The sequence below is a fragment of the Xanthomonas sp. 4461 genome, assembly GCF_024806475.1.
Lineage (GTDB): Bacteria > Pseudomonadota > Gammaproteobacteria > Xanthomonadales > Xanthomonadaceae > Xanthomonas > Xanthomonas arboricola_F.
The window spans coordinates 1,593,545-1,612,951 of sequence record NZ_JANTYV010000001.1 but is presented as its reverse complement, the minus strand read 5'-3'; the positions used below and the strand labels follow the sequence as shown (position 1 = coordinate 1,612,951).

Genomic DNA, 19,407 nt, shown 5'->3' with positions numbered 1-19,407 from the left:
CACCGCCCCCGGCGCGCTTGCCGCCTACTGCCGCGCCATCAGCGACACGTTGTTGAAGCCACCTGCGCCGCCGACCAGTTTGATGTAGTAGGTGCCGGTCTGCGGCGCCGTCAGCCGCAGCGTCTGCGCGCTGCCGGTGCGTGCCGATTTCAGCAGGTAGTTGCTGGTGGTCGGCTCGGCCTCGAAGCCGATGTACAGCGCGACGTTGCCGCCGCCGCCATAGCTGAGCACATTCAGGGCGCTGCCGGCGGTGGCGGCGAAGCGATAGGTTTTCTCGTCGCTTTGCGCGCCGCTCTGGCCGGTCAATGCGACCCGGTTGGTCAGGCTGACGGTGACTGGTGTGCAGGTGCTGCCGCTGCAGCTGTCGCGCACATAGTCCAACGCCGCAGTGGCATCGACGATGCCGGTGCCGATCGATCGGCCCGCCGGTGGCCGGACCGGAAACGCACGCGCGGTCTGGCGCAGCATGGCCTCCATCTGCGCAGGGACCAACGGCGTCTTGCCCGATGCAGCCAGCGCGCTCTGCACCAGGGCCGCGACTGCCGCCACATGCGGGGTGGCCATCGAGGTGCCGGCCATGCCGGCATACTCGTACTCGCCGGAGGTCGGTGTGGTCGTGCCGCTGTAGCCGGTCGACAGCACCACCCCGTCCCAGCCATTGTTACCGGTGTCGTCGCTGGCGCCACCGCCAGGCCCGGACAGATCCACGCTGCTGCCGAAGTTCGAATAGAACGCGATACCGCCCGTGATACGGGTGGCGCCGACCGTGATCACGTTGCCGCAGCTCGACGGGCTGAACTGCGAGGCATTGCCGGCATCGTTGCCTGCCGCCACCACCACCACCGCACCGTTGGCCACCGCGGTGTCGATGGCGCTCTGGGTGTTGCTGTCGCAGCTGCCAGGGCCGCCCAGGCTCAGGCTGATCACTTCGGCCGGATGGGTGTTGTCCGGCACGCCATCGACATGGCCGCCGGAGGCCCACACGATGGCATCGGCGATATCCGCACCGGTACCGCCGCACTGGCCGAGTACGCGCACCGGCAGGATCTGCGCATCGTGGGCCACGCCGGCGCCGCCGATCGTATTGTTGGTGAGTTCGCCGACGGTGCCGGCAGTGTGGGTGCCGTGCCAGCTGCTGGAGCGTGCCGGCAGACCGCAGAAATTGCCCTCTTCGGTCCAGTCGCCGTAGTCCAGCGCGCCCGGCACGCGGGCGTCGCTGTCGCGCCGGGAGATCGTGGCGTTGCTGATGAAATCGTAGCCCGGCAGGATGTGGTCGTTACGCTTCAGGTCCGGATGATCGGGCAGGATGCCGGTGTCGAGCACGGCCACCACCACGCCGGCGCCGGTGGAGGTTTCCCAGGCCTCCGGTACGCGGATGCCGCCGGTGCTGTCCTGCAGATGCCACTGGAATCCCGCATACAGCCGGTCGTTGGGGGTGACCGCCGTGGCCGTGGCCTGTGGCGTCACTGCGCTGGCGCCGGCCTTGAGCGCGGGCCCGGCGAAGTCGTCGACCGGGCGCAACATGCGATCGAACTCGGCGTATTGCACCTGAGGGTCGGCGCGCAGCTCGGCCAGCAGCTTGTCGCGGTCGGCGCTGCTCAGCGTGCGCGCCACGTCCAGCAGGCTGGCGCCGGTACCGGTGCGGCGCAGCACGCGTGCGTTCAGCGGCGTCGCGCGCGCGGCACCGCTGGCGGCGCGCAGCACCCCGGCGCGGTTGGCGGCCGCAGACAGGATCGACAGGCGCGAGTCGTCGGAGGGCACGCTGCTGTGGTACTTGACGATCAGGCGTGTGGGGAGCGTGGTCGGGGTGCCAGCGGCCGGCAGGCCGCGCAGGCTGAGTTGATCGGTGGCCGCATGGGCCTGAAACGTGGCCGTGGCCAGGATTGCGCTCAACAGCAGGGACTTGAGCGGCAGCGAAGCGTTGTTCATGGGAATGGCTCTCGCAAGGATCGATGGAGTGAGGGGGAAGACGTGCACGGCGCGGCGCAGGCGCTACAGGTCCAGGCCGAAGCCCAGTCCTGCGGAGGACTCGCTGCCGCTGAAGGCGCCGCCCAGGCTGAAGGAGGCACGCTCGCCCACTTTCTTGGCGTAGCCGATCGAGAGCGCGCGTTCGCCGCTCTGGAACCCGGCACCGACCGCCACGCGGCCGCGTGCGCTCTGGGTGCCGGCGGCATTAATGCCCATGTTGAGCATCGCCGCGCTCATCGCGCCGATGCGGTCGATGCGGCGATCCATGCTCTGGAAACGCCGCTCGCTGCCATCGCGCAGTTGGGTGAAGCTGTCGCTCAGCGCCGACACCCGGCTGTCGGTGTAGCTGTTGGCCGAACTCAGCGTGCGGCTGTCGCCGGCATTGAGCTGGGCCACGTTGGCGGCATCGGTATCGCTTGAGCCGGCGGCGACGTTGGTGATCTGGCGCGCGTTGCCGGCACTGCCGACCGAGACGCTGTTGGCGCGATCGGCCACCGCACCGCGTCCCAGCGCCACCGCGTTGTCGGCGTCCACGCGCGCACCCTGGCCAAGCGCGGTGCCCGAGGCCGCAGCAACGCTGGCGCTTTCGCCCACTGCCACCGCGTTGGTGGCGGCGGTGGCGATGGTCGTATTGGCGCCGACCGCGGTGCTGCCGTCGGCGTTGACCCTGGCATTGGCGCCGAGCGCGGTGTCCTGCGGGCCGTAGGCCAGCGCGTCGGCGCCGACCGCCAGGCCGTTCTCGCCATTGGCGGTGGCCGACGACCCGATCGCCACGGCATTGGTGCCGCTGCCGACCACCGGCGCCAGGCTGCCGCCGCCGACCGCCACATTGCCTGCGGTGACGTTCTGCAAGGCACCGATGCGCCCATCGAAGCCGGTCAAGGCCGCATCGATGGCGCCCATCGCCTCGCCGAGGTTGCCGTAGCTGCTGCCCTGCACCAGATAGCTGCCGCTGATCAGGTTGCCGCCGGGATCGAAGGCGCTGCCGGCGCCCAGGGCGGTGGCCACGCTGCGCAGCTGGGCAAGGTTGACCGCGTCGGTGTCCTCGCTGCCGGCCGCCACGCTGGTGATCTGCCGGGTCAGGCCGGACGCGACATCGCCGACCGCCACGCTATTGCTGCGCGTGGCATGCGAATACGCGCCCAACGCCACCGCACTGCTGGCCGAGCGGTTCCAGGCATCGTCGACCCAATCGCCGACCTTTGCGCCATAGCCGATGGCGGTGGCATCGACGCCATTGACCTCGGTGTCGGCGCCGATCGCGGTGCTGTTGGGGTTGAACCAGGAGGTTTCGGCATTGGCGCCGAGCGCCACGCTGTTGGCGGTGTAGGTCACTGCGCGCTGCCCGATCGCCACCGAGTCGACGTCCTGGGTCAGCGCGAATCCACCCACCGCCACCGAGTTGGCGCCGAACGATCCCGCGCTATGACCGATTGCCACCGCGTCGGTGTTGCCCGGCAGGTTGGAAAACACGTTGGCGTTGTAGCCGATGGCGATGGCGTAGTCGGACTGGGTCTGCGCGCCGGCGCCCAGCGCGATGGCGCCGGTGCCGGTCGCCGCGGCGATGCCGACGCTGTTGCCGGCACTCTCCGCAGCGGTGCTGATGCCGCCGATCGCCACGCTGTCGGTACCGCTGGCCAAGGCATTGAAGCCCATCGCCACGGTGCTGTCGGCAGTGGCGCGGGCACCGTTGCCGAGCGCGCTGCTGCCAAAGCCGAGCGCCTGCGATCGCGTACCGATGGCGGTGGCACCCTGCTCCAGCGCGCGCGCACGATGCCCTAGCGCAGTGGCTTCGAAGACACTGGCTTCTGCACCGCTGCCCACTGCGGTGGTCATCACGTCCAGTGCTTTGGCGCCGCCGCCGAGTGCGGTGGAGAAGGCGCCCGTGGCCTCCGTGGATTCCTGGTGGATGGCGATGATGTCGCCGGCGTCGTTGTAGTCGAACACGTCGGTGGTACCGCCGACCGCGACCGCCGATTCGCCGGTGGCTGCCGCCGCGTAGCCGGCGGCGATGGCGAACTTCTCGGTAACCGTGGCCCCGGCGCCCAGGGCGATGCCGCCCTCGCCGAGCGCATTGCTGGCTTCGCCGATCGCCACCGCGTACGGCTCGCCGGCAAACGCGCCCACATCGGTGCTGGCGTCGGCGCCGCCGACGATATGGAAATGCTTGCCGGTGTCGGCAGCATCGTCCTGGTCGGCATCGGCATCGGCTTGCGAGGCGCTGTCCTGATCGACCGCAAGGGCGGCTGCATCGGTCGCGTCCTGGCCATGGGCTGTGCCGGCGCCGCGCTGGGTGGTGGCGACCTGCGCGATCGCCGTGCCGCTGCCGAGCAGCAGTGCGGTCAGCACTGCTGCATGCAGCAGCACGCGCTGCGGACGTGTGCCGGCATGGGGGTGCGGCGCGGTGGTGGTCGCGTGCCGGGCGCAGGCCCGGTTCGAGAGACGATCAATCTGGCTCATGGAGATTCCCTGGCGCATGGATGGAGTGGTCGACCGCGGCACTCCGGCTCTCAGACACCCCCACATGTCCTGGAGTCCGGTAATTTTCATGTTGCGGGACAACCCAACATAGTCAGGCGCGGCGCCACGTGTCACCAAGCCACGATTGCATCCACTCACCACGAATGTGAGGATGCAAAGACACTCACAGACGTCCCGTCGCGATGCTGTCTGCCGCAAAATCCAGGCTCCTGCCGCGCTGGTTGGCCACGCGCTGGCGCGAGGATCCGATCGATCGACGGCAGGTGGCCTTCCTGCAGCTGCTGCTGGTCGCCATCGCGCTGTACAACCTGGGCGATGTCGGATTTTTTCTGTATGTCGCCGGGTTGGGCCGCTTGCAGGCCAGGCCCGATTTGGCCTGCGCATTGGCCGGCACCTTGCTCACCGCGTTCGGCGCGCTGGCTGGCGTGCCGATGATCCGTCGCGGCCGCAGCGCGGCAGGCGTCAAGGTCTTCATTGCCGCCGCGCTGCTCGGCACCTTCGTCACTTACGTGCGGGTCGACATCTTCGATTTGATGACCAATCCGATGCCGGTGATTGCCTTGGTGCTCGCCGGCATGGCGCTCGGTCGGCGCAATCTGTGGCGCGTGTTTGCGCTGCTGGCGGCGGTGTGCGCGATGGCCTTGATCGCGCAATTGCTGTGGTTTGCGCCATCGCGTTCGACCTGGGGCAATGTCGGCCTGGGGCTGATGACGGTGGGGGTGTATCTGCTGATCACCCTGATGCTCGACCGCACCATCGCCGCGCTGCGCGACAGCCTGGTGGAATCGGAACGCCGCCGACGCGAACTCGAAGCGGTGAACCGCAAGCTGGTGCGCGAAATGGCCGAGCGCGAGCGGGTCCAGGAGCAGCTGCTGCACACGCAGAAGATGGAAGCGCTGGGACGGCTGGCTTCCGGTGTTGCGCACGATTTCGATAACCTGATCAACGTCATCATCGGCTTTGCGCAGCGTCGCGACGCGCTGGAAGGCCGTGGCGAGGCACCGTTGCTCAAGACCCTGGAAAACATCGAAGCCGCCTCGCGCCGCGCGCTGACCGTCAGTCGCAGGATTCTCAACTTCGGTCGTGCCGAACCCGGCATCGCGCGCCTGTTCGATGCGCGCCACGCGTTGCTGGAGATCGAACCCACGCTCAGGCAACTGTTCGGACACGAGATCCGCCTGCAAGGCATCGCGCCAGGACCGCCGCTGTGGATCGCGATGGATCTGGACGAACTGGAGCTGGCATTGCTCAACATCGCCGCCAATGCGCGCGATGCGATCGACGGGCAGGGGCTGTTCCGCATCGACGGCGAGCAGCAGGCCGGCATGGTCGTGCTGCAGTTCGCAGACACCGGCCCGGGGATTCCCGAGCAGTTGCTGGCGCGCATCCTGGAGCCGTTCTACACCACCAAGCCGGCCGGCAAGGGCACCGGTCTGGGCTTGTCGGTGGTGAACGAAATCGTCATCGCCGCCGGCGGGCGTGTGGAGGTCGGCAATACGGGCGACGGCGCCTGCATCCGCCTGCTGTTGCCGCTCGCCGCGCCGCCGGCGCGATCGATACGCGCCGATCAGCTGGCCAGCAGGTAACCCATTCCACGCGAAGACAGCAGCGGAAACGCCGGCGCATCGGCTGCAGTGATGCGTGCGGCCTTGCGTCGCAGGCGATGGATCAGCATCTCCAACCGATGCAGGTCGAAATCGCCGACGCAGTCTTCCAGCGCCGACACCAGCGCATCGCGTTCCACCGCCTGGCCGCGTTGTGCATCCAGGCAGCCCATCAGGCAGCGCTCGAGCGAGGTCAGCACCACGATGCGCGCATCCGGTGCGACCAGGCACCACCCATCCGATTCCAGGCGCCATGCCGGCTTTGCAACGGCACTGGCATCGGCCGGGCGCAATCGCCGCGACAGGTTGCGCAGCGTCAGCGCCAGGATTTCAGGGTCGGCGGGCTTGCGCAGGAAGGCGTCGGCGCCGCTGCTCAGCGCGTGCACATGGTCCGAGCGGCCGCGGTTGCCGGTGAGCACCACGATGCCCAGGCCAGTGAACAGCGAACGCAGATGCGCAACCACGCTCAGGCCGCTTTCGTCCGGAAGCCCAAGGTCCAGCACCACCATGTCGAAGGTCTGCTCCAGCATCAGCCGGTACAGCGCCCCCGCGGTGCCGGCGCCACTGACCGCGAATCCGAACTCCTGCAGGCCGGGAATCAGGATCTGCTCGCGCAGCACGTCGTCGTCTTCGAGAACGGCGACGCGCAACATGGAGGGTGGGTCGGAGGCTGGGGCGCGAACAGGCAATGCAACGGCTCCGGAGGATGGGCGCTTGGATAGTGACAGGCTTGTGCTTGGGCGCGGAAGCAGCGTCGCCGGTCGCACCGGTGAGTGCGTCGCAGACCACATCCGGTTGCAAGCCTGCATGCGTCGTATGCGCGCGCCTGACGCGTCGTTGCAGCGCCATGGGTTTCTCGCTGGCGCACGACCGGTATGGGTTGCGTCATCGTGCGGATCTGCGGCGGGTGCTGCGGTTCGATGTGGCGCCGCAACACGTGCCGATAGTGCGTACTGCGGCCAGCCGACCCAACGCGTTACGCGCTGGCGATGACTGCGCGGATGCGCTTTCCGCAGTGATGTGCTGCGTGCGATTGGCGTGTCGCTGGACCGGCGTTACGGCACCTGGCCGCGCGCCTGCGCACGCGCATTGGCGATCAACGCCTTGAGCAGTGCGCGATCGGTATGGCGGGAGATGGGGATGGTGCCCAGGGCGATGGCCTCGGCGCGTAGCGGTGCGGGCACGTCGTAGTGCGCGCCGCTGAGCTTGTTCTGGAAGGCGCGGCGGGGAATGCCCAGCCGCGCCGCCATGGCATGCAACTCGTCCAGCGTATCGCCGAGCAGGTGCGCCCAGCGCTGCTCGCGCCACAGATGCACCGCATCGTCGATGTAGACAGCCATCGGCCGGGTCAGGCCTTCTTGGAGGTCTTGCGCTTCTTGCCGGCCGTCTCGCCGTCGGCGTCATCGGTTGTGGCATCGCTGGCGTCTGCGTCTGCCGCGCTGTCGTCGTCGCCGGCCGCATCTTCCGCATCGGCATCGGTACCGGCATCGGCCACTGCGTCTTCGGCGTCGGCATCGCCGTCTTCATCGGCATCGGCGTTCTGGAACTCGGACACCAGCTTGGTCAGATATTCCTCGGCGGTCTGGCCTTCTTCGGCGGCCAGGTCGTCGATCATCTGCTGCAGCTGGGTCGAATATTCCAGCGAGATGGTCTTGCCTTCGGCTTCCTGCAGGTTGGCCAGGTGCTTGAGCATGGCCAGCATCGGCACCGGGTTGTCGGCGCTGCCCATGGTCTGGCCGCCGATCGACAGCATCCACTCGCTGCCACCCTGCAGACCGATCGCGGCCACGACGCGACCGTCGGCGTCCTGCAGCACGGCATGGTTGGTGACCTGGGGCGCCTGGCCCAGACGGACGATGGGGCGCTTGGGCTGCTGCTTCTTGCGCTTGTCGCGCTTGGCCTTGGAATTGCGGGACACGGTGTTCTCGACGCTGGGAATGGCCGCCCATTCTAGAGCGTGCGCCTCACGATGCGATGAGCAGCGGGAATCGCAGGTCCCAGAGCCAGGCGGAACCGGCACCGCAGGCGCGATCAGCTGGCCGATCCGGGCCTCAACGCCCCCGGGTACCTGGCCAATCCCGGCTCCCGCAGGGCCGATTACTGCCCCTCTACCGCCACCCGCGGCGCGGCCACGGCCGCTTCGGCCGCCTTGGCAAGTGCGGTGGCCGAGGCCACCTGTGCGCTGGAGGACACCCGCGGTGCGGCGGGGCGTGCCGCGGCCGTGCCGGGCGGTACCGATGTGGTCCCCGCAGCGGCCTTCCCGGCAGCCGGTGTCGCTATCGCAGTCGGCGCAGCGCCAGCCACTGGCGCGCCCACGGTGGCCGTGCCGGTGGCAGCGGCGCTGAGGTCCGGCACCTGGGTGTCGGCGTCGTGCACCGACTTGCCCAGCGCCACGCCCTGGCCGGCGCCGGCCAGGGCGGCCTGTTCGGCGTCCTGGGTCATCACCACGATGCTGATGCGGCGATTGATCGGGTTCTGCGGGTCGGTCTTGTCGAACAGCACCGACGACGACAGGCCCACAACACGCGTCACCTTGGCGTCGGACATGCCGCCGCCCACCAGCGCACGCCGTGCGGCATTGGCGCGGTCGGCGCTGAGTTCCCAGTTGGTATAGCCGGCATCGCTGCTGTAGGCGGTGGTGTCGGTGTGGCCGGTGATGCTGATGTGGTTGGGCACCTGATTGATGAAGCTGGACAGCTCGCGCAGGATGTCCACCGTGTACGGCTTGAGCTGATCGCGGCCGATATCGAACATCGGGCGGTTCTGCTTGTCCACGATCTGGATGCGCAGGCCATCGGGCGTGAGGTCGAGCAGCAGCTGGTCCTTGAACGGCTCCAGCGCCTGGCTCTTGTCGATGGCTTCCTTCAGGTCCTGCATCAGCGCTTCCAGGCGCTTCTTGTCCTTGGCGCGGCTGTCCACGTCGGTATCGGCCGCGTTGTCGCGCTTGCGGCCCATCTCGTCCTTCTGCCCCTTGGCCATGTCGGCAGTGCCGCCGAGCTTGATCATCGAGGTGCTGGCGCCCCCGGGGCCGTTCATGCCGGGCGAAGGCGCCGGCGATTTGCCGGACAACGGGCTGGGATTGCGGAAGTATTCAGAGATCGCCGCGCGCTGTTCCTTGGTGGTGGCAGCCATCAGCCACAGCACCAGGAAGAAGGCCATCATCGCGGTCACGAAGTCGGCAAACGCCACTTTCCAGGCGCCGCCATGGTGGCCGCCGCCCTGGACCTTCTTGACCCGTCGGATGACGACGGTGGATTTGGCCTCGGCCATGACCGTGGCCCTACTTGATCGTCTTCAGGTGCGTTTCGAAATCGCCGAAGCTCGGACGCACGTTGGAGGGCAGGGTCTTGCGCGCGAATTCCAGCGCGATCTTCGGGTTGTAGCCGCGCAGGCAGGCCAGCAGGGCGGTCTTGACCGCCTCGTAGATGCGTCCGTCCTGGTCGGCGCGCGCTTCCATCGCCGCCGACAGCGGCGCCACGAAGCCATACGCCAGCAGGATGCCCAGGAAGGTGCCGACCAGTGCGGCGCCGACATGGTGGCCGATCTCTTCGATCGGGCCGCCGATCGAACCCATGGTGATCACGATGCCGAGCACCGCCGCCACGATGCCGAAGCCGGGCAGGCCGTCGGACACCTTGCTCAGCGCATGCGCCGGCGCCATCGCCTCGTGGTGATGCTTTTCCAGCTCCAGCTCGAGCAGCGGCTCCAGTTCGTGCGGCTCGATGTTGCTGCCGATCATCAGGCGCAGGCAGTCGGTGATGAAGTCCAGCAGGTGATGGTCGGCCACCACCTTGGGGTAGTTGCCGAAAATGGTGCTGTCCTGGGGTTTTTCGACATGGTCTTCCAGCGCCATGAAGCCGTCGCGACGTGCCTTATTCAACAGTTCGTAGACCAGGCTCAGAGTGTCCTTGTAGTCCTCGGACTTGTACTGCGGGCCCTTGAACACGCCCATGATGCTGCTGAAGGTCTCTTTGACGATCTTGCCCGGGGTACTGACCAGGAACGCACCGAATGCCGCGCCACCGATGATCATCAGCTCGTACGGCTGCCACAACGCGCCCAGCTTGCCGTGCGACAGCACGTAGCCGCCGAGGACGCTGACGATGACGACAATGAAGCCAACGATGATGAGCATGGCGAAGCCGGAAGCAATCTGGGAGTGCTAGTTGTTTCGGCTTGCGCGGCGGATTCTTGAAGCGCGCGGCGTGAAGATGTGCGCTGTAACTGAATGCTCAGCCGATTGTCGTGGCGGCCTCATGCACGCACCACCGCTTCGCCGCCTGCCAGCGACGGCGTTGCCTCGCCGGCATGCTCCCGGAACTGCTTGCCCTGCGCGTCGGCAAACCGCGCCCCGGAGGCGGCCTGGGCGCTGAGCAGGGTCAACGTGCGGCCATCGACGCTCAACCGCACCGCATCGGTGGCCGGATCGACGCGGATGACGATCGTACGCGTGCCGCAACGCCAGGCCACCGCATCCGACGGGGCTGCCTGCCTGGCTCAGCTGCTCAGCGAGCTTGCCGGACCGCTGCCTTTCCTCAGGCCGGCTGCGCTTCGGCACCGCCGCGCTGCAGCGGGTTGGGCAACGCCTGGCCGTTTTCGGTAAAGCCCAGCGACACCGAGTTGAGGCAATGGCGCTCGCCGGTCGGCGGCGGGCCGTCGGGGAACACGTGGCCCAGATGGCTATCGCAGCGTGCGCAGACGATTTCGGTGCGGATCATGCCGTAGCTGATATCGCGGATTTCGCGCACATGCGCGGCATCGTAGGGGGCGAAGAAGCTCGGCCAGCCGGTACCGGATTCGAACTTGGCGCTGGAACGGAACAGCGGCAACCCGCACAGCCGGCAGGTGTAGACCCCGTCCAGCTTGTTGTCCAGGAAGACCCCGCAGAACGGCGCCTCGGTGCCATGGTGCAGCAGCACGCGCTGTTCCTCGTCGCTGAGCCCGGCGATCAGGGCATCGCGCTGGGCAGGGGAGGGAGGGGTCAGGTCGAACTGGCTCATGGGGTTCTCGCATGCGCGCGCTGGCAGGGTGCCGCGCCTGCACCTGTGATGTGGGCGTAGTCCGCGTGGTTCAAGCGTGCGGGGAGACCAAGCCCTCTCTCGCCGGGGCGCCACGGCACAGCTTGCGCGCCACTGGCGCGCGTGCCTTGGTGCGCCTGCGCCGCTGGCGCAGGCCGGGGCGCGGAGCGGGGGTTGGGGTGGGGTACGGCAGCGAGGCCATGACGCAGTACCGGTTGCCAGGCCTCGCACGCACCCTCATCCGGCGCTGCGCGCCACCTTCTCCCCATGGGAGAAGGACGTGCTTTTCGCGCCGCACTCATCTCGAGAACGCGTTCAGGCCACCGCCGACCCGATGCATTGCCGCAGCGCGCTGGTGCCCCCATCCAGTGAATACTCCCCGATCAAGCACGGTGTCCGTCATGGCGATCCCTTCTTCAACGCGCGGCCTGCTGCTGTGTGGCCTGTTGGTTGCCACCGGCGCGGTAGCAGCGCAATCGGCTACCACCACGCGCTCGTCCAATACCCTGCAGCCGATCACGACACCGGCTCCGGCGCAGCCCACGCTGACGGCACCACGCGCCGTGCAGCCTGCGCCGGCCACGGCTCCGGTGCCCTCGCAACTCGGCCAGCGCCCGTCCGCGCCCACCATCCCGACCCGTGGCCCGGCACAGACGCCGGTGGCACCGGCCGGCAGCCAGGTTCCGCCGGCCAGCGCGCCGCTGGTCTACGACCGCAATGGCCGCTTGCTGCAGGGCATGCAGCCGGCCGGCGCCAACCGGGTGCTGGATACCAAGACCGGGCGCTATTACGACGCGGTCCCGGCCGGCGATGGCATGCGCGTGGTGCGCTGACCCACGCTGTTACCAGTCCCCAATCCCCAATCTCAGCCCTCAATCGGCAACGCCAAGGTCTCCTTGACCTCTTCCATCACGATATAGCTCTTGGATTCGCGCACATGCGGCAAGGTGAGCAAGGTGCTGCCAAGCAACTTGCGATAGGACGCCATCTCGCTGATGCGGGCCTTGAGCAGGTAGTCGAAATCGCCGGAGACCAGGTGGCACTCCAGCACGTTGGGCAGCTTGAGGGCGGCGCGGCGGAACTCCTCGAAGATGTCGCCGGATTTGTAGGCCAGGCTGATCTCCACGAAGACCAGCAGGCTGGCCTTGAGATAGTGCGGGTCCAGCCGCGCGTAGTAGCCGGTGATGGCGCCATCGCGCTCCAGCCGGCGCACGCGCTCGGTGCATGGCGTGGTCGACAGGCCCACCCGTTCGCCCAGTTCGGTAAACGAGATCCGCCCCTCCTGCTGCAGGATGCGCAGGATCTTGCGGTCGATCTTGTCCAGCTCGCGGGCGCGGGTGGGCATGGGGTTTGTCTCCACAAGATTTGACAGGAAGTTTCACTGTGAAGCTGTGTCTATTCCAGAAATGACACTGCCTGGATCGCAATATACTGCGTCTAACTGTCTCCCCTAGCGCGTGGTTGTGGGGGAATACCCTTTCAGGAGAGCGACATGCGGGTGCTCATTCTCGGTAGCGGCGTCATCGGCACCACCAGCGCGTGGTATCTGGCCCAGGCGGGCTGCGAGGTCACCGTGGTCGACCGCCAGCCGGCGGCTGCGCTGGAAACCAGCTATGCCAATGCCGGCCAGCTCTCGTTCGGCTACACCTCGCCGTGGGCCGCGCCAGGGGTGCCCGGCAAGGCGGTGAAGTGGCTGTTCGAGCAGCACGCACCGCTGTCGATCCGCCCCACGCGCGACCTGCGCCAGCTGGCATGGCTCAGCCAGATGCTGCGCAACTGCACCGCCGAGCGCTACGCGGTGAACAAGGCGCGCATGGTGCGCATGTCCGACTACAGCCGCGACTGCCTGAACGCGCTGCGCGCCAGCACCGGTATCGAATTCGAAGGCCGCCAGCTTGGCACCACGCAGTTGTTCCGCACCCAGCAGCAACTGGATGCCGCCGCGCAGGACATCCAGGTGCTGGCGCAGTACGGGGTGCCGTACGAGCTGCTGAGCCCGGCGCAGATTGCACAGTTCGAGCCCGGCCTGGCCGGCGGCGGCGCGCAGATGGCCGGCGCGCTGCGGCTGCCCGAAGACCAGACCGGCGACTGCCGCCTGTTCACCCAGCGCCTGGCCGACCTGGCCGCGCAGGCGGGGGTCACGTTCCGCTACGGGCAGCAGATCGAGCGCCTGGAACACAGCGGTGGCCGCGTCACCGGCGTGCAGATCGATGGCCGCATGGAAACCGCCGACCGCTACGTGCTGGCGTTGGGCAGCTATTCGGCCGACCTGCTGCTGTCGCTCGGCCTGCATCTGCCGGTGTACCCGCTCAAGGGCTACTCGCTGACGATCCCGATCGTCGATGCCGCGCGCGCACCGACCTCCACCGTGCTGGACGAGAGCTACAAGATCGCGCTGACCCGCTTCGACGACCGTATCCGCGTGGGCGGCATGGCCGAGGTGGCGGGCTTTGACCTGTCGTTGAATCCGCGCCGGCGTGCCACGCTGGAAATGGTGGTCAACGACCTGTATCCAGGCGGCGGCGACCTGGCCCGGGCCGAGTTCTGGACCGGCCTGCGCCCGGCCACCCCGGACGGAACCCCGGTGGTGGGCGCCACCCCGTACGCCAACCTGTTCCTCAATACCGGCCACGGCACGCTGGGCTGGACCATGGCCTGCGGCTCCGGGCGCTACCTGGCCGACCTGATGCAGGGCCGCACGCCCGAGATCGATACCGAGGGCCTGGACGTGTTCCGTTACCTGTCCACGCGCAGCCAGCGCCCGCAGCGGGAGGCCGCGTAGTGCGTCCTGCGCAAGCGTCGATCGATCTGGATGCGTTGCGTCACAACTACTGCCTGGCCAGGCGGCTGGGCGGCGGCAAGGCGCTGGCGGTGGTCAAGGCCGATGCCTACGGGCACGGCGCGGTGCGCTGCGCGCAGGCGTTGGAGCCGGAAGCCGACGGCTTTGCGGTGGCGTGCATCGAAGAAGCGCTGGAACTGCGCCAGGCCGGCATCCGCGCGCCGATCCTGTTGCTGGAAGGCTTCTTCGAACAGGACGAGCTGCGCCTGATCGCAGAGCACGCCTTGTGGACGGTGGTGGCCACGCCGCAACAGGTACGCGCGCTGGCCGAGTTCCAGAGCCCGCGGCCGCTGCGCATCTGGTTGAAGCTGGACAGCGGCATGCACCGGCTGGGGCTGTCGCCGGAAGACTTCCGCGCCGCCTGGCTGCGCCTGCGCGGATTGCCGCAGATCGCCTCGGTGGTGTTGATGACGCATCTGGCGCGCGCCGACGAGCTGGAATGCAGCCGCACCGACGAACAGGCAGTGGCGTTTGCGCTGACCGCTGGCGGCATGCGTGCGGAAACCAGCATCCGTAATTCTCCTGGCCTGCTGGGCTGGCCGGCGCTGCGCAACGATTGGTCGCGTCCGGGCCTGATGCTGTACGGCGCAAACCCGTTCCCGCAGGACACCGAGCTCACCACGCAGCTGCGGCCGGTAATGACGCTGCGCTCGCGCATCATCAGCGTGCGCGACCTGCCGGCCGGCGAGCCGGTGGGTTACGGCGCACGCTTCGTGGCCGAGCGCCCGACGCGTGTGGGCGTGGTGGCGATGGGCTATGCCGACGGGTACCCCCAGTTCGCGCCCAACGGCACGCCGGTGCTGGTGAACGGTCAGGTCTGCCCGCTGATCGGCCGCGTGTCGATGGACATGCTCACCGTGGACCTTACCGACCACCCGCAGGCCGACATCGGTGCCAGCGTACAGTTATGGGGCGATGCGCCGCGCGTCAGCCCGCTGGCGACGCAGTGCAATGTCAGCGCGTATCAGCTGCTGTGCGGACTCAAGCGCGTGCCTCGCGTGTATGTGGGCGAGGCTGCAGCAGTTGAAAGATCAGCAGTTTGAACGACACGCGCGCTTTGCCCGTACCTGCACCCCGACCCCCGCTGCGCGCCCAGCCCGCGTTGGCGACGCGGGCGCTCCAGGGCACGCGCGCCAGTGGCGCGCAAACCGTGCCTTTTCGCCCCTAGGGGGGAGTGACCTGGGCGGCAAGCTCGACGGGTTGTCCTTCTCCCGCGTGGCGGGAGAAGGTGGCGCGCAGCGCCGGATGAGGGTGCGCTTGAGGCCTCGTGCAGTTTGAACGATACGAAAGCGTCGCCCATACCCTCACCTCAACCCCGCGTCACGTCCCAGCTCGCGTTGGCGACGCGGGCGCTCCAGGTCACGCGCGCCAGCGGCGCCCATCGCCCCGACGGCAGCGGGACTTCAAACGTCAGCTCGACTGCTTGTCCTTCTCCCGCCAGGCGGGAGAAGGTGGCGCGCAGCGCCGGATGAGGGTGCGCTTGAGACCTCATGCAGTTTGAACGACACGAAAGCGTCGCCCATGCCCTCACCTCAACCCCGCGTCACGTCCCAGCCCGCGTTGGCGACCGGGCGCTCCAGGTCACGCGCGCCAGCGGCGCGCAACCCGTGCCTCCTCGCCCCAGCGGGAGCGGGGCTTCAAGCGTCAGCTCACAACCCGGCCGTATTACGATCGCCGCGGAATTGCTTGCGCACCCAGTCGTCGATCATCGCCTTCTCGAAGCGCAGCGGGTCGCTGTCGGTCAGTCGCGGGCCGCTCATCAGGAAGGCCGAGTCCACCAGCTTGCGTTCGCCCTGGTCGATCACCCGGCCGTCGGCACCGGTCAGCGTGTAGCTAAAGCTCAGGCGGGGCGGGTAGATGTCCTTGACCACGCGCACGTCCTGCATGCGTGGGCCGTGCCAGGGCTCGTACTGGCCGGCGCGGCGGATGTCGGTGATGGTCACGCTCAGGTGCTGGCCTTCGGGCAGCTGCCGCGCCGCGCTCTGCCGGAAATGGGTTGCCAGCTGGGTCACCCAGTCGCCACGCTGCGCTTCCCAGCGATTGCCGCTGAAGCGGAGATCGGAAAACTCGGCCGGGTCGGTCCAGCGCACATCCACCCTGCTATCGCTGGCGAGCGCGCGTGGCGCCTGCGGGTCGGTGACGTTGCGCACGCGCGCCTGCACACCAGTCGCTGCAAGCAGTCCTGCCAGCAACAGGCCGGCGCCGGAAACACTGGAAAGTTTCATGGAAAGCCTCCAAGCGAAAGGGACGTTGCGTACCAGCTGTCAAGGTAGTGTGGGGCTGCACCACGCCGCCCGCAACGCGCGCCGCACTGGTGCCGCCCCTGCGTTGCCGCCCGGTTAATCCGCGTCGCAGCGGCCATGACGGCGAGTTCACCGCGCCTGCGCCCGCGCTTCACGGCGCAGCCTGGAAGATCGAGTGCATGGATACCCACTCGTTTCGCACAAAGTCAGCTTCATCGGCGCCGGCGCACATGCCGGCGGACGTGCGCCTGCAGTTCATCGACTGGGCAAAACAGCACGGCCACAATCCCGCCACCGGCGCCGCAGCCTTCGTCGCCCTGCAAAGCGAAGTGGACCTGGATCTGGCCACGCGCAGCTTGCGCATCGACCCGGGTACTGACCCACGCGACGCGCTGCGCGAGCATCTGGCCGGGCTGGCACGTCAGGTCGACGTGGCAGTGCAGTTTCCCCCTGTATACGCGTACACCGCTGCAACTGGTCTTGAGTATCGCTACTCGCTGATGCTGGTGATCGCCGAAGATTGCGTGGAGTGGACCGGGCGGGTCTGGCAGGACCTGGACTACCAGGGAATGCTGACCGGCCGTGGCCAGGGCCCGCGCGCAAATTACACCCAACTGGCGCGCATGGCGCTGGAACACGAGCTTGATCAGGAGCGTCCGCGTTATGTCCAGGCATGAGCTCGAACTGGAATTGCCACTCGGCGCACAGGTGGCCCCGGGCCAAGACGGCTTCAGTGAGCGTTGCCGGGGCGAATGCGCCGAACTCGGGCTATCGCGGGTAAGGCTGCTGTTGCTGGATGCAGACTACGCACGTTCCACCGCCTGGCGCGAGGAGGCGCAGCGTTGGATGGACGAGCAGCTGCGCCGCGAGGGCGAGTGGGTGTTTCGCGGCGTGATAGCCGGCATCGTGGTCCTGGCCGCCTGCATTGCCCTGGCCGCCGCCACCCTCTGGTGAGTGAGCGGCAGCCCGCCAGGCGACCAGAGGGTGCACCGGAGACGTGAACTCCGTCGTGCCCCTGTGCACCCGCTGACGACATCGGGCATGGTTTCATCTGTCCGTCATCCGCTCCGGCAGCATCCGTGGTTTCCGATTTGAACACCTCCAGTGCCAGCCAAGACCTGGCCGCCGCCTTGCCGGCCGCCATCGCCGAATCGTTTCTCGATCCGGCGATGTATCACGAGATCTTCCATAACATCGATGCCGGTTTCTGCGTCATCGATATGGTGTTCGAGGGCGAGGAAGCGGTCGATTACGTCATTCGCACGACCAATGGCGCATTCGAGCGATATACCGGTTTGTCCAACGCGCTGAACGTGTCCATTCGCGGCATGCTCCCCGATCATGAGCAGGAGTGGTTCGACCGTTATGGCCAGGTCGCCCGCAGCGGCAACCGCATCCATTTCGAAATGCAGGCCAAGGCGCTGCGTCGCTGGTATTCGGTGGACGCGTTCCGGGTCGGCCAGCCGGAGCAGGCGCGGGTCGCAGTGCTGTTCATGGACATCACCGAGCGCAAACGCGTGGAGCGCGAGCTGGCCGAAAGCGAGGCGCGTTTTTCCGCACTGGCCGACGGCCTGCCGATGCCGGTATGGGTGCTGGACGCCCAGGGCGTGGTGCGCTTCGTCAACAGCGCCTACGGTGAGTTCTTCGGCCTGGACATTTCCAGCGGCACCGTGTCGGCATGGAGCGAACTGCTGCACCCGGACGATCTGTCGATTTTCCAATTCGAGCTCTCGGCTGCGCTGGAAGAACAGCGCGGGCTGCGTGCGCTGGTGCGTGCGCGCCGCCACGACGGGCAGTGGCGCTGGATCGAAATGACCGCTACGCCGCGCTACTCGGCCGATGGACGCTTTATCGGCCTGGCCGGCAGCAGCCCGGACGTAACCGAGCAGCGCGAAATCGAACTGGCACGCGAGCAGCTGCTGGAATCGGAGCGCAGCGCGCGCAACGAAGCCGAAAGCATGGCGCGGCTGAAGGACGAGTTCCTGGCCACGTTGTCGCACGAGTTGCGCACCCCGTTGACCACCATTCTGGGCTGGAGCGAGTTGCTGCTGCAGCGCGTGGAAGAAGGGCATCCCAATTACAAGGGCCTGTCGGTGATCGCCAGCAGCGCGCGCGCGCAGAAGCGGCTGATCTCGGACATGCTCGACCTCAGCAGCATGTTGCTGGGCAAGGTGCAGCTGGAAGTCGAAGCGCTGGACTTGGCCGAACAGGTGCGCGAGGCGCTGAGCACGCAGGAACTGGCCGCCGACGGCAAGGATCAGCTGCTGGAACTGCATGTGCCCCCCACCCCGTGCCTGGTGCTCGGCGATGCCACGCGCCTGCAGCAGGTGCTGTGGAATCTGCTCTCCAACGCGATCAAGTTCACCCCTGCGCACGGCCGCATCGACGTCACCATCGAGCGCGACGACGGGCATTTGCTGGTGTCGGTGCGCGACTCCGGCGACGGCATTGCGGCCGAGTTCCTGCCGCATCTGTTCGGCCGCTTCCGTCAGGCCGACGGCACCACCACGCGCCAGCACGGCGGCCTGGGCCTGGGCCTGGCGATCGTGCAGCAACTGGTGGAAATGCACGGTGGGCAGGTCGGCGCCACCAGCGGCGGACGCGGCAAGGGCGCCACCTTTACGGTGCGCCTGCCCGAGCATGTTCCCGATCACGCCAAGCGCCCGCGCCGCGAGCTGCGGCGGCGCCTGATGTCCGAACAGATCGTCGAAGCGCGTGCGCTCAACGGCCTGCGCCTGCTGGCGGTCGAAGACCAGCCGGACATGCTCGACTACCTGCGCCGCCTGCTCGAAGAACAGGGCGCCGAAGTGGTCACCGCCGGCAGCGCCACCGATGCCTTGGCCTTGATCGATCATCGCGGGCACGCGCGTTTCGACGTGATGCTGACCGACATCGGGATGCCTGGCATGGATGGCTACGGATTGATCCGTACCGTGCGCGATAACCTGGGGCTGGACGGGCAGGCGCTGCCGGCGGTGGCGGTGACGGCACTGGCACGCGACGACGATCGCAAGCGCGCGCTGGATTCGGGATTTCAGGAACATCTGGCCAAGCCGTACAGCGTTGCGCAGCTGGTCACCGCGGTCCGGGCAGCACGCGAATCCGTGGAGTGATGCGGGCGCGGCGGCAACCTCGCGCAGTCGACGCTGTCGCGGTGCGCGCGGGCCGATCGCAAGGCGGTTGCGCTCGATAGCTGGCCGCATGACAAGCCGCAGATGCCTGTGCGGTGCGCGTAGGGTGCGGATGTAGATGCG

17 protein-coding genes and 1 pseudogene are annotated in these 19,407 nt (G+C 67.8%); 7 read left to right on the top strand and 11 right to left on the bottom strand.

Features of this window, described 5'->3' with window-relative positions:
* Positions 1-24: 24 nt before the first annotated feature.
* Together FHY19_RS06905 and FHY19_RS06900 are read right to left on the bottom strand one after the other, a co-directional pair.
* Positions 25-1,929: a S8 family serine peptidase gene (locus tag FHY19_RS06905; protein ID WP_259163174.1), complete on the bottom strand. Its 1,905-nt coding sequence runs from the start codon at positions 1,927-1,929 to the stop codon at positions 25-27.
* A 63-nt stretch (positions 1,930-1,992) separates the two neighbouring features.
* The gene (locus FHY19_RS06900; RefSeq protein ID WP_259163173.1) at positions 1,993-4,428 is read right to left on the bottom strand and encodes a YadA-like family protein; all 2,436 of its coding nucleotides are present in this window, start codon (positions 4,426-4,428) and stop codon (positions 1,993-1,995) included.
* Between the two features lie 203 nt (positions 4,429-4,631).
* Between FHY19_RS06900 and FHY19_RS06895 the strand changes: the two genes are divergently transcribed.
* Positions 4,632-6,035, top strand: coding sequence for an ATP-binding protein (locus tag FHY19_RS06895; RefSeq protein ID WP_259163170.1), 1,404 nt, complete (start codon positions 4,632-4,634; stop codon positions 6,033-6,035).
* On the opposite strand, the gene FHY19_RS06890 is transcribed toward FHY19_RS06895, so the two are convergent.
* The 7 genes and pseudogenes from FHY19_RS06890 to msrB all read right to left on the bottom strand — a co-directional run bounded on the left by FHY19_RS06890 (position 6,017) and on the right by msrB (position 11,053).
* Positions 6,017-6,703, bottom strand: coding sequence for a response regulator transcription factor (locus FHY19_RS06890; protein WP_326521115.1), 687 nt, complete (start codon positions 6,701-6,703; stop codon positions 6,017-6,019). The two genes, FHY19_RS06895 and FHY19_RS06890, sit on opposite strands and share 19 nt — an antisense overlap.
* Positions 6,704-7,108: 405 nt before the next feature.
* The gene (locus FHY19_RS06885; RefSeq protein WP_259156711.1) at positions 7,109-7,393 is read right to left on the bottom strand and encodes a DUF4031 domain-containing protein; all 285 of its coding nucleotides are present in this window, start codon (positions 7,391-7,393) and stop codon (positions 7,109-7,111) included.
* Between the two features lie 8 nt (positions 7,394-7,401).
* Positions 7,402-7,971: a hypothetical protein gene (locus FHY19_RS06880; RefSeq protein ID WP_259163159.1), complete on the bottom strand. Its 570-nt coding sequence runs from the start codon at positions 7,969-7,971 to the stop codon at positions 7,402-7,404.
* Positions 7,972-8,150: 179 nt separating this feature from the next.
* A complete protein-coding gene (motB, locus tag FHY19_RS06875; RefSeq protein ID WP_259163157.1) occupies positions 8,151-9,323 on the bottom strand; it encodes a flagellar motor protein MotB in 1,173 nt (390 codons plus the stop codon).
* Between the two features lie 10 nt (positions 9,324-9,333).
* Positions 9,334-10,188, bottom strand: coding sequence for a flagellar motor stator protein MotA (motA, locus tag FHY19_RS06870; protein ID WP_259156705.1), 855 nt, complete (start codon positions 10,186-10,188; stop codon positions 9,334-9,336).
* Positions 10,189-10,285: 97 nt separating this feature from the next.
* Positions 10,286-10,523: pseudogene (locus FHY19_RS06865) on the bottom strand (MliC family protein); the annotation flags it as partial.
* Between the two features lie 65 nt (positions 10,524-10,588).
* Complete coding sequence (gene msrB / locus FHY19_RS06860; RefSeq protein WP_259156703.1) at positions 10,589-11,053, bottom strand: peptide-methionine (R)-S-oxide reductase MsrB; 465 nt, start codon at positions 11,051-11,053, stop codon at positions 10,589-10,591.
* 419 nt (positions 11,054-11,472) lie between these two features.
* Between msrB and FHY19_RS06855 the strand changes: the two genes are divergently transcribed.
* Positions 11,473-11,904 carry a hypothetical protein gene (locus FHY19_RS06855; RefSeq protein ID WP_259163154.1) on the top strand — a complete coding sequence of 144 codons (432 nt, stop codon included), beginning with the start codon at positions 11,473-11,475 and terminating at the stop codon, positions 11,902-11,904.
* A gap of 32 nt (positions 11,905-11,936) precedes the next feature.
* Here the strand turns inward: FHY19_RS06855 and FHY19_RS06850 are convergent, their stop codons facing one another.
* The gene (locus FHY19_RS06850; protein ID WP_259156701.1) at positions 11,937-12,416 is read right to left on the bottom strand and encodes an Lrp/AsnC ligand binding domain-containing protein; all 480 of its coding nucleotides are present in this window, start codon (positions 12,414-12,416) and stop codon (positions 11,937-11,939) included.
* Between the two features lie 147 nt (positions 12,417-12,563).
* Between FHY19_RS06850 and FHY19_RS06845 the strand changes: the two genes are divergently transcribed.
* Entirely contained in the window at positions 12,564-13,853 is a 1,290-nt protein-coding gene (locus FHY19_RS06845; protein WP_259156699.1) for a D-amino acid dehydrogenase, read from the top strand.
* Entirely contained in the window at positions 13,853-14,953 is a 1,101-nt protein-coding gene (gene alr, locus FHY19_RS06840) for an alanine racemase (protein ID WP_259163152.1), read from the top strand. The genes FHY19_RS06845 and alr overlap by 1 nt, the downstream gene beginning before the upstream one ends.
* Positions 14,954-15,559: 606 nt before the next feature.
* Here alr and FHY19_RS06835 read toward each other — a convergent pair.
* Positions 15,560-16,135 (bottom strand): DUF3016 domain-containing protein, encoded by a 576-nt coding sequence (locus FHY19_RS06835; protein WP_259163143.1) that lies wholly within the window; start codon positions 16,133-16,135, stop codon positions 15,560-15,562.
* A gap of 248 nt (positions 16,136-16,383) precedes the next feature.
* Between FHY19_RS06835 and FHY19_RS06830 the strand changes: the two genes are divergently transcribed.
* The 3 genes from FHY19_RS06830 (at position 16,384) to FHY19_RS06820 (ending at position 19,266) form a co-directional block, all read left to right on the top strand.
* On the top strand, positions 16,384-16,830 hold the full coding sequence (locus tag FHY19_RS06830) for a hypothetical protein (protein WP_259156692.1): 447 nt from the start codon (positions 16,384-16,386) through the stop codon (positions 16,828-16,830).
* Positions 16,817-17,107 carry a hypothetical protein gene (locus FHY19_RS06825; RefSeq protein ID WP_259156691.1) on the top strand — a complete coding sequence of 97 codons (291 nt, stop codon included), beginning with the start codon at positions 16,817-16,819 and terminating at the stop codon, positions 17,105-17,107. The genes FHY19_RS06830 and FHY19_RS06825 overlap by 14 nt, the downstream gene beginning before the upstream one ends.
* 125 nt (positions 17,108-17,232) lie before the next feature.
* A complete protein-coding gene (locus tag FHY19_RS06820) occupies positions 17,233-19,266 on the top strand; it encodes a PAS domain-containing sensor histidine kinase (RefSeq protein ID WP_259163142.1) in 2,034 nt (677 codons plus the stop codon).
* The last annotated feature ends 141 nt before the right edge of the window (positions 19,267-19,407 follow it).

What these genes read in the sequence shown, in the direction of transcription:
- FHY19_RS06905 (WP_259163174.1), bottom strand. Translation starts at nt 1,929, where the DNA reads ATGAACAACGCTTCGCTGCCGCTCAAGTCCCTGCTGTTGAGCGCAATC.
- FHY19_RS06900 (WP_259163173.1), bottom strand. Translation starts at nt 4,428, where the DNA reads ATGAGCCAGATTGATCGTCTCTCGAACCGGGCCTGCGCCCGGCACGCG.
- FHY19_RS06895 (WP_259163170.1), top strand. Translation starts at nt 4,632, where the DNA reads ATGCTGTCTGCCGCAAAATCCAGGCTCCTGCCGCGCTGGTTGGCCACG.
- FHY19_RS06885 (WP_259156711.1), bottom strand. Translation starts at nt 7,393, where the DNA reads ATGGCTGTCTACATCGACGATGCGGTGCATCTGTGGCGCGAGCAGCGC.
- motB (WP_259163157.1), bottom strand. Translation starts at nt 9,323, where the DNA reads ATGGCCGAGGCCAAATCCACCGTCGTCATCCGACGGGTCAAGAAGGTC.
- motA (WP_259156705.1), bottom strand. Translation starts at nt 10,188, where the DNA reads ATGCTCATCATCGTTGGCTTCATTGTCGTCATCGTCAGCGTCCTCGGC.
- msrB (WP_259156703.1), bottom strand. Translation starts at nt 11,053, where the DNA reads ATGAGCCAGTTCGACCTGACCCCTCCCTCCCCTGCCCAGCGCGATGCC.
- FHY19_RS06855 (WP_259163154.1), top strand. Translation starts at nt 11,473, where the DNA reads ATGGCGATCCCTTCTTCAACGCGCGGCCTGCTGCTGTGTGGCCTGTTG.
- FHY19_RS06850 (WP_259156701.1), bottom strand. Translation starts at nt 12,416, where the DNA reads ATGCCCACCCGCGCCCGCGAGCTGGACAAGATCGACCGCAAGATCCTG.
- FHY19_RS06845 (WP_259156699.1), top strand. Translation starts at nt 12,564, where the DNA reads ATGCGGGTGCTCATTCTCGGTAGCGGCGTCATCGGCACCACCAGCGCG.
- FHY19_RS06835 (WP_259163143.1), bottom strand. Translation starts at nt 16,135, where the DNA reads ATGAAACTTTCCAGTGTTTCCGGCGCCGGCCTGTTGCTGGCAGGACTG.
- FHY19_RS06830 (WP_259156692.1), top strand. Translation starts at nt 16,384, where the DNA reads ATGCCGGCGGACGTGCGCCTGCAGTTCATCGACTGGGCAAAACAGCAC.
- FHY19_RS06825 (WP_259156691.1), top strand. Translation starts at nt 16,817, where the DNA reads ATGTCCAGGCATGAGCTCGAACTGGAATTGCCACTCGGCGCACAGGTG.